At 71.7% G+C, this 9,085-nt stretch carries 8 protein-coding genes; 2 read left to right on the top strand and 6 right to left on the bottom strand.

Annotation, left to right across the window (positions count from 1 at the left end):
* Positions 1 to 286: 286 nt before the first annotated feature.
* Entirely contained in the window at positions 287 to 784 is a 498-nt protein-coding gene (locus tag ACZ5NJ_RS37120; protein ID WP_468771113.1) for a hypothetical protein, read from the top strand.
* Between the two features lie 23 nt (positions 785 to 807).
* Entirely contained in the window at positions 808 to 1,374 is a 567-nt protein-coding gene (locus ACZ5NJ_RS37115; RefSeq protein ID WP_468771112.1) for a GNAT family N-acetyltransferase, read from the top strand.
* Here ACZ5NJ_RS37115 and ACZ5NJ_RS37110 read toward each other — a convergent pair.
* The 6 genes from ACZ5NJ_RS37110 to ACZ5NJ_RS37085 all read right to left on the bottom strand — a co-directional run bounded on the left by ACZ5NJ_RS37110 (position 1,371) and on the right by ACZ5NJ_RS37085 (position 8,887).
* Positions 1,371 to 3,308 (bottom strand): type VI secretion protein, encoded by a 1,938-nt coding sequence (locus ACZ5NJ_RS37110; RefSeq protein WP_468771110.1) that lies wholly within the window; start codon positions 3,306 to 3,308, stop codon positions 1,371 to 1,373. The genes ACZ5NJ_RS37115 and ACZ5NJ_RS37110 overlap by 4 nt on opposite strands.
* A gap of 5 nt (positions 3,309 to 3,313) precedes the next feature.
* Complete coding sequence (locus ACZ5NJ_RS37105) at positions 3,314 to 4,732, bottom strand: ATP-binding protein (protein ID WP_468771108.1); 1,419 nt, start codon at positions 4,730 to 4,732, stop codon at positions 3,314 to 3,316.
* A gap of 18 nt (positions 4,733 to 4,750) precedes the next feature.
* Positions 4,751 to 6,310: an SCO6880 family protein gene (locus tag ACZ5NJ_RS37100; RefSeq protein ID WP_468771106.1), complete on the bottom strand. Its 1,560-nt coding sequence runs from the start codon at positions 6,308 to 6,310 to the stop codon at positions 4,751 to 4,753.
* A complete protein-coding gene (locus ACZ5NJ_RS37095; RefSeq protein ID WP_468771104.1) occupies positions 6,307 to 7,650 on the bottom strand; it encodes a hypothetical protein in 1,344 nt (447 codons plus the stop codon). The genes ACZ5NJ_RS37100 and ACZ5NJ_RS37095 overlap by 4 nt, the downstream gene beginning before the upstream one ends.
* Positions 7,640 to 8,473, bottom strand: a complete 834-nt coding sequence (locus ACZ5NJ_RS37090) for a DUF8175 domain-containg protein (RefSeq protein WP_468771102.1) — start codon at positions 8,471 to 8,473, stop codon at positions 7,640 to 7,642. The genes ACZ5NJ_RS37095 and ACZ5NJ_RS37090 overlap by 11 nt, the downstream gene beginning before the upstream one ends.
* A 105-nt stretch (positions 8,474 to 8,578) precedes the next feature.
* Positions 8,579 to 8,887, bottom strand: coding sequence for a hypothetical protein (locus ACZ5NJ_RS37085; protein WP_042818271.1), 309 nt, complete (start codon positions 8,885 to 8,887; stop codon positions 8,579 to 8,581).
* Positions 8,888 to 9,085: the final 198 nt, after the last annotated feature.

Raw genomic sequence — 9,085 nt, 5'->3', positions numbered from 1 at the left:
CTGCAGGGGGGACCCTGTGGGAGAGTAGGACGCCGCCGAACAATCATTGTGGGAAAGCCCCGCACCAGTCATGGTGCGGGGCTTTTCTGCGTTTAGGGTTCGGGGCATGGACATCGATAGGGACATCGATCAGGCCGTGCCGGTCGCTTTTCTGACACCCATGGCCGGGAGCCCCGGAGCCGGTGACAGTTCGATCGGCGGGCCTCTGGCCTGGCCGGCCGAAGAACCGTGGCCGGGGTGTCTGATACCGGACGACCGGGACGGGTCAGGGCGGATCCCGTGCGCGATGGTGCCCGTGCTCCAGCTGTACCGGCGCGATGTGCCCGGGGCCTGGTGGCCGGAGGGCAAGGACCTGTTCCAGCTCCTCTGGTGCCCCAACGAGCACTGGGAGCAGGACGTGCCCGGGCAGGCCGAAGGAGGGCCCGTGGTGATCCCCGTGTGGCGGTGTGCGTCGGAGGTCGAGGGGCGGGAGTTCCGGGTGGGGGAGCCGCCCGTCCGGTCTGCGGAAGGGCTGGTGCCGCGGGTGTGTGCGGTCGGGGTCGAGGAGGCCGTCGAGACGCGGCCGGTCAGCCGGTACGACGTGTGGAAGGTCGGTGGCCGGGCCTGGTGGGGGACCACCGATCCGTCTCCGTGCTTTTGCGGCGAGTGCGGTGGGCTCCGGGAACTGCTGGTGACCGTGTCGAGTGGCGATGTGACCGGGGTGGACGTCAGTGGGGGCGGGGAGCTGCGGGTCTACTGGTGTGTGGCGGAGCTCGGGCATGGATATCACGTTGACCTGCAGTGATCGGCACGTTTGGATTTGTGGGTATGGAGCAGCGGAAGCAGCAGCATGTGATTCGGGCCGTGCGGGCCGGCGAGTGGGAGAAGGTCAAGGGGCTGAGGCTGGACGCGTTGCGTGATCCCGTCGCGCCGCTGGCCTTCCTGGAGACCTTCGAGCAGGCCGCCGCCAAGCCCGACGAGTTCTGGCAGGACCGGGCGGCCGGGGCGGCGGAGGGTGTGCACGTCGCGCAGATCGTCGCCGAGGCACCTGATGGGCAGTGGGACGGGTCGGTGTCCGTGTTCATCGAGGACGCCGGGACGACGGATTTCCTGGGCCAGGTCGTCGAGGTCGACCAGGCGCACGTCGTCGGGGTGTTCGTGCGGCCCGAGCAGCGGGGGAGCGGGCTGACCCACGCGCTGTTCGAGGCGGCGTTGGCGTGGGTGTGGGAGCGGGAGGAGCCGGTGCTGGAGCGGGCGCGGCTCTTCGTGCACGAGGACAACGAGCGGGCCGCCGGGTTCTACCGGCGGTTCGGGTTCCGTCCGAGCGGGCTGGTCATTCCCAAGCCGGACGACCCGACCGCGAAGGAGCACGAGTACGTCTTCGCGCGGTCCTAGTCCTCGGCCGGCCACTCCGGCCAGCGGGCGCGGGCCTGTTCGCGGCTGCGGCACAGGGCGAGGAGCGGGAGCTTCTCGTCGTGGAGGAGGTCGGGGAGCTGGGGGACGGGGGCGACGGCCGCCACGTCCTCCAGGACCAGCGTCATTGGTGGGTCGAGCCGACCGTGGGATGACCGTGCGGCCATGCGGCGGCCGTGCTCGACCACGTGCGAGGCGAGTGCGGTGAGCAGGGGCATCGCGCCCGGACGGGTGCGGGGGTCCTCCAGCGGTTCACCCACTACGTAGAGGGTGCCCCCTTCGGCGGCGAACGATGCCAGGGTGAGCGCGTCCGTTCGGTTCGGGTTGCAGGCCTCGCGGATGTGGACCGAGGTCAGGCAGGACAGGGCGCGGGCCGTCAGGTACTGGGCCTGCTCGCGGCGTTCCGGGTGGGCGATGAGGGCGCTTTCGAGTTCGCCGGCGGCGCCCGGGGCGGCCTGGGGGTGGGTGCGCAGGATCCGTACCGGTTCCTGGGAGCCGTTGCCCTGGGCCCAGCGGGCCAGCTGCTTGAAGGGGAGGCCGTCGAGGGCGGCGGCCTGGAGCCAGCTGCGCAGGAGGGTCTCCGCGGTGTCGGCGACGGCCGCGTCGAGGCGGGCCTGTGGGCGTACGGGGGCCAGCAGGGCGATCGCGCGGGCGGCCGCGGTGTCGCGGTCGGCGCATCCCTCGGCGGGGTTCCAGTGCATGCGGGCCGGGGTGTCGCACAGGTGCGAGGGGTCGTAGAGGAGGACCGGGCCGAGCTTGGCGCGGGCGTCCTTGGTGTCCTGCCAGAGGGCGGGGGAGGACGTGACCACCAGGACGGCGCCCTCGGCGGCGGAGACGGCCTGGACGGCCAGGTGGTGGCGTTCGGCGGGGGGTGCGTAAGCGAGGCGGTGCGTGGTCGCCGGCGGCGGTGGTGGGGTGGCACGGGTGGGCGGGGCGTAGCCGAAGCCGTAGCGGTAGGCCTCCTGGGCGGGGGCCGTCGGCGGGGCGGTACGGGCCTGGGGGTGCGCGGGGGCCGGGGCGCAGACGGGGGCGTGCGCGGGGCCGGTGGCGGCCGGCTGCGTGGGGGCGGGGAGTACGGCCGGCCGCGGGGGCGGCGGCTCGTGCGGGGTTCGTGCCGGGGGCGTCGCCTCGTCCGCGTCGCGGTGCCGGAGGGCGTGCGGAGTCGGGGCGGGGTGGGCGGTGCCGTGTGCCGGGTTGGGGCCGGGGGCGGATGCCCGGGCCGTGAGGGGGGCCGGCTCGGGGTCGTGGTCCGTGCCCGGGGCGAGGTCTCGGGTCGGGGGGCCGTCGGCCGGGTCCGGGGCGGGGGCCGAGGGTCCGAGGTGCGGACGAGGGTGCGTGCGCGCGGTCGCTGCGTTCCGGTCGGTGGCGTACGCCGGGCGGGGGACCGGGCCGGATGTCGAACGGGTGTCCGCCGTCGAGTCCGTGTGCGTGCCCGCGGCCCGGTGGGTGCTTCGGCCCGGGGCTGTGCCTGCGGCCGGGTGCGGGGCCGTGTCGTGGTCCTGGTGCTGGTCCGGCGTCGGGGCGGCTTCGGACGGTGCCGGGGCCTTGGCGCGGGCCCGGCGGGCCTTGGCGCGGGCCAGTACGCCCAGGGTGAAGATCGTCAGGACCAGCAGGACCAGGAGCTGGCTGATGAACAGGCCCCAGAACAGGCCCCAGCCCGAGAGGGCCGTCGGGTCGGTGTCCGGCCAGGCGCCCGGGATGTCGTGCGGTTGCGTTATCAGGGCGCGGACCGCCCCCGGGGTGCGGGTGAAGGTGACCGTGGCCGGCCAGGCGCCCTTCGCGAAGAGGGCGGCGAGGCCGGTGGCCGACCAGACCAGGACGGCGAGGCCGAGGAGGAAGGCCAGGAGGCCGACCAGTACTCCGTCGGGGATGCCCCCGCCGCGCGCGCGGGGCTCCGTACCTCTGGGGTCGTGCATGTCGTTCAGGCCACCGTGGTCGCGGATCCGGGGCCGGTGCCCCGCTGGCGTTCGATGTACAGGGCGCGTTCCTCCGCTTCGAGTTCCGCGGCCAGCAGGTCCTCGGGGAGCTGCTGGGGCGTGGAGGACTCCGTCATCGCGCGGTCGGTGTAGACGAGGGGGCGTTCGGTCTCGGTGATCAGGTGTTTGACGACCTGGACGTTGCCGTTGACGTCCCAGACGGCGATGCCGGGGGTGAGGGTCGGGATGATTTCGACGGCCCAGCGGGGCAGGCCGAGGACGCGGCCCGTGGCGCGGGCCTCGTCGGCCTTCTGGGCGTAGATGGTGCGGGTGGAGGCCATTTTGAGGATGGCCGCGGCTTCGCGGGCGGCGGCTCCGTCGACGACGTCGGAGAGGTGGTGGACGACGGCGACGAAGGACAGGCCGAGGCGGCGGCCGAACTTCAGCAGGCGCTGGAACAGCTGGGCCACGAAGGGGCTGTTGATGATGTGCCAGGCCTCTTCGACCAGGAAGATCCGTTTTTTCCGGTCCGGTCGGATCCAGGTGTGTTCCAGCCACACGCCGACGATCGCCATGAGGATGGGCATGGCGATGGAGTTGCGGTCGATGTGGGAGAGGTCGAAGACGATCAGGGGGGCGTCGAGGTCGATGCCGACCGTCGTGGGGCCGTCGAACATGCCGCGGAGGTCGCCGTCGACGAGGCGGTCGAGGACGAGCGCGACGTCGAGGCCCCAGGCCCGGACATCGTCTATGTCGACGTTCATCGCGAGGGCGGACTCGGGTTCGGGGTGGCGCAGCTGTTCGACGATGTCGGTGAGGACGGGCTGGCGGTCCCGGATGGCGTCGACGACGTAGGCGTGCGCGACCTTGAGGGCGAAGCCGGAGCGTTCGTCCAGGCCGTGGCCCATCGCCACCTCGATGATGGTGCGGAGCAGCGCGAGCTGGCCGGTCGTGGTGATCGCCGGGTCGAGGGGGTTGAGGCGGATCCCGTCGTCGTTGGCGGCGACGGGGTCCAGGCGGATGGGGGTTATCCCCAGCTGCTGGGCGATGAGGTTCCACTCGCCGACGCCGTCCTCGCCCTGGGCGTCGAGGACGACGACCTGGCGGTCGCGGAAGCGGAGCTGGCGCAGGACGTAGGTCTTCTCCAGGGCCGACTTGCCGTTGCCGGATTCGCCGAGGACGAGCCAGTGGGGGGCGGGGAGCTGCTGGCCGTAGAGCTGGAAGGGGTCGTAGATGTAGCCCTTGCCGCTGTAGACCTCGCGTCCGATGATCACACCGGAGTCGCCGAGGCCGGGGGCGGCGGTGGGCAGGTAGACGGCCTGGGCCTGGCCGGTGGAGGTGCGGACGGGCAGGCGGGTGGTCTCGACCTTGCCGAAGAGGAAGCTGGTGAAGGCGTCCGTCAGCGCGGACATGGGATCTCGCATGGCGTCTCTTCCCTCCAGCTAGCGTCGGATGCCGGTGGCGAACGGCAAGGTGTTGACGAAGGCGCGGTGGTGCTCGCGGTCGCACCATTCGAGTTTCAGGTAGGACTTGCCGGCGGAGGCGCGGATGGTGCGCTTGTCGCGGGCGAGGGCTTCGGGGGAACGCGAGGACACCGTGATGTACCCGACGAGGTTGACCCCGGCAGCGCCGCTGGCGAGATCTTCACCCCTCTGGTCGAGCCGGCCGTGGGCGGCGATGTCGCGGGGGTCGACGGTGCGGTTCATCTTGGCGGCGCGGGAGGCGTCGGCCTCGTCGTTGGTCTTCTCCGTCAGCATGCGCTCGATGGCGATCTCGGTGGGTTCGAGGTCCATGGTCACGGCGACGGTGCGGATGACGTCCGGGGTGTGGACGAGGAGCGGCGCCAGGAAGTTCACGCCGACGGGGGTCATCGGCCATTCCTTGATCCACGCGGTGGCATGGCACCAGGGGGCGCGGGTGGAGGATTCGCGGGTCTTGGCCTGGAGGTAGGTGGGCTCCACGGCGTCGAGCTCGGCGGGCCAGGCGTTGCGCTTGGTCATGGCCTGGATGTGGTCGATCGGGTGGTCCGGATCGTACATGGAGTGCACGAGGGAGGACAGACGTCCCTGGCCGAGGGGCTGGCGGACGCGGATGTCGGCCTCGGCGAGGCGGGCGCAGATGTCGGTGAGCTCGCGGGCCATGACGATGGCGAGGCCGGCGTCGCGGTCGAGCTTGTGGCCCTTGGTGCTGCCGGCCCGGGCGATGGTGTTGGCCTCGGCGGCGAGCTCGCGGGTGTAGTGCATGCAGGCGACGAGGTAGGCGCGGTGCTGCTCCGAGGAGGTGGAGACCATCGACTGGAGCTGGTCGTAGGAGTCGCGCAGCCAGGTGGGGGCCGTGGTGTCTCCGCGCTGGGCGACGTCCTTGGCGTGGGCGTCGGGGTCGGCGGGGAGGGTGCGGGCGAGCATCTGGAGGCGGGTGACGAAGCCGTCGCCGTTGGCGACGTGCTTGAGGAGGGTGCCGAAGCGGTCGACGAGGGCTTCCTGGTCCTCGCTGTCGCGCAGGCCGACGCCGGGGCCCTCGATCTCGATGGCGGCGGTGACGGTGCGGCGGTCGGCGTGCAGGAGGACGGCGATCTCGTCGGGGCCGAAGGGGGCGGCGAGCCAGTTGATGCGGCCGATGCCGGGGGGCGGGCCGACCTCGACCTCGCGGCCGTCGACGGCGCGGGTGCCGGCCTCCATGGCGGAGGAGCGGTACGTGGTGCCGCGGCGCAGGGTGCGCTTGTAGCTGCGGCTGATCTCGAACCACCGGTAGAAGGTGCGGCCCTTGTAGGGGACGTACACGGCGGCGAGGGCGAGCAGCGGGAAGCCGGCGAGGGTGACGATGCGCAGGGTGAGGTCGGGGACGAGCAGTCCGCTCATCATGCCGAGGAACGCGCCGACGATGATCAGGGCGATCTCGCCGGTTTCGCGGTTCTTGCCGACGATCGCGTTCGGCCGGGCCCGGCCGATGAGATACGTGCGGCGGGGCGCGATGGGGTGGATCTGGTGGGACTGGGTCGTCAACGCCCGTCACCTCCTGTGTTCCTCGAACTCGTGCTCGTGCTCTGGCCGGTGCGGGGCGGGGGTGCGGCGGGCGGGAGGCTTCCACCGCCGGTTCCGCCGCCGGAGCCGCGGCTGCTGTGGGCGGCCATGCCTCCGGAGATCTGGTTGGCGTCGCCGCCGGTGGAGCCGCCGCCTCCGGCGCGGTGGGCGCCGCCGCGGCTGCTGTGGGTCTTGATGCCCTGGGAGACGAGGGAGGCCGGGGAGCTGATGACGGCGGCGGCCTGGGCGCCGTCGGTGGCCTGCTTGCGGTTGCTGCGGGCGGAGGCGATCTCGTCGCCGAAGCCGGGCACGAAGCGGTAGATCATGGCGGAGGCGAAGATCGCCAGGAGGATGATGGCGAGGCCGGAGACGACGGCGGAGAAGGCGTTCGGGCCCTTGTCGCCGGCGAGGGCTCCGGCGAGGCCGAGGACGATGACGATGACCGGCTTCACGAGGATGACGGCGATCATGATGCCGGCCCAGCGGCGGACGTGGCCCCACATGTTGCGGTCGACGAGTCCGGCGTAGACGACGGTGCCGAGGAGGGCGCCGACGTAGAGCAGGGCGGCGCGGATGACGAGCTCCAGCCAGAGGACGCCGGCGGCGAGGACGGTGACGAGGGCGACGACGATCAGCATGATCGGGCCGCCGCCGATGTCCTGGCCCTTCTTGAGGGCGTCGGTGAAGGAGCCGAAGAAGACGTCGCTCTGGCTGCCGGTGGCGGAGGCGATGACGTCGGTGACGCCGTCGGTGGCGGAGACGACGGTGTAGAGGATGAGGGGGGTGAAGGCGGAGGCGAGGACGGTCAGCCAGAGGAAGCCGATGGCCTCGGAGAGGGCGGTGGAGAGGGGGACGCCGCGGATGGCGCGTTTGGCGACGGCCAGGAGCCACAGGACGAGGGTGAGGATGGTGCTGGCGGCGAAGACGACCGCGTATTGCTGGAGGAAGGCGGAGTTGGTGAAGTCGACGGTGGCGGTGCCCTTGACCGCTTCGCTGAGCTTCCCGACGATCCAGGCGGCGGCGTCGGCGCAGCCGCGGGCCAGGGAGGCGAGGGGGTTGAGGGCGTCGGTGGGGTCGTTGGAGAGCCCTGGCTTGCCGCCGCTTCCGCCACTGCCGGCGTCGCCCTTCTCGCAGTAGTCCTTGGCGGACCCGACGAGCAGCTTGCAGTCTTCGTTCGCCCGCGCGGTCGGTGAGGGAGACGTGCTGGCGGAAGGGGAGGCTGGTGGCGTGGGTGCGGCGTACGAACGGGTCGCCAGCGCCACGACGGCCAGGTGGGCGGACGCGAAGACGCCGGCCGTCCGGAGCCGGAGGCTAGCGGGCATAGGTGAACCCTCCGAACTCCTTGGTTGCCTTGCTGATGTCGTCGGCCGACGAGGCGGCCACGTCGCCGGGCACGGGGGCCGGCCCGTCCTGCTGGCTGTCGGCGGAGATCTTCCAGTCGTCACCGGACCAGACCAGGTCGAAGACCCAGGTCTTCCAGGTGGTCCGGACGGGGTCGGTGGACTTGTCCCCGGACATGCCGATGAGACCGGTGGCCCAGACCGAGATCCGGGCCGCACCGGGTGTGTAGCTGTCCACCCGTGTGCCGACGGGGATCATCCGGCTGATGAAGGTGCTGGCCTGGGGCGGGTTGCCGTTCGGGTCGAGCCCGAGCTTGGCGAGGAACGCGGGGGAATACGCCGCATCCTGCGGGGCCTTCAGGCGGGCTGCTGCCTCTGGCGTGTAGACCCCGTCGGTGAGTGCGTGGCGGGTGTCTTTCCTGAACATGCCGTCGGAGCCCAGGGCGACCGTGTAGTTTGCGGCCGCCGACTGGGCGCCCTGTTCGTCGTGGGCGAAGCCCTTGGGGATGCCGGCGGACTTGGCGGTGACCGGGGCGGTGCCCGTGGGGGCCGTCGCGGTCGTGGCCGGGGGTTTGTCGGAGGTGGTGTCCCGCGGGGTGTCGTGGGAGCGGTTCGCGAAGGCGATGGCGGCGATGAGCAGGACCACGACCCCGACCACCGTGATCAGGCCGCGCGAGGCGCGGGGGGTGCGGCGGGGGGTGCCGTAGGCGTCGGCGGGGGAGTCCGGGAGGCGGGTACGGGTCTGGCCCGTACCGCCCACTCCGCCGTGGCCGGCGCCCCCGCCGTACTGGTCGTCGTTGCTCATTGCCTGTCGTCCGCCCCCTCCGCGTCGTACGACGGTAGCGCTCGTTCCCGCGCACGCGCGGTGTGGTGATTCCTCATCAGGGTGAGGTCGGCCGCGGTGGTTCTGCTAGACGGCCATTCCGTAGACGATCGTGAAGAGGGTGCCGAGGGAGCCGATGATGAAGACTCCGGTGAGGCCGGCCACGATCAGGCCCTTGCCCTGTTCCGCGCTGAAGGTGTCGCGCAGTGCGGTGGCGCCGATGCGCTGCTTGGCCGCGCCCCAGATGGCGATGCCGAGGCAGAGGAGGATCGCCACGGCCATGATGACCTCGATCATGACCTTCGCTTCGTTGCCGAGACTGCCGAACGGCCCCCAATTCGGGGCGATTCCGCCGATGATGGTGGTGATGTCGCCCTTTTCGGCTGCCAGGATCATGTAACTCACCGCCCCTGTATGGGTAGTTCCGGTAGCCCGTGCCCGACGGCAGGGGTCACGCACTATCTTCGCTGATGAAACGTCGGCCGTCGTCGACTTGGCCGGTCTCTTTACCCGATGTCCCGGGTATCGGGCCGTGCGTGCGGGTGCCTGGGGGTGCGGGCGCGCACGGCTGTGCGCGGGTGTGTGGTCGTACGC

The sequence above is a fragment of the Streptomyces sp. NPDC032091 genome (genome assembly GCF_055580265.1).
The sequence above is the reverse complement of the archived record's forward strand: the minus strand, read 5'-3'. Positions and strand labels throughout refer to the sequence as shown.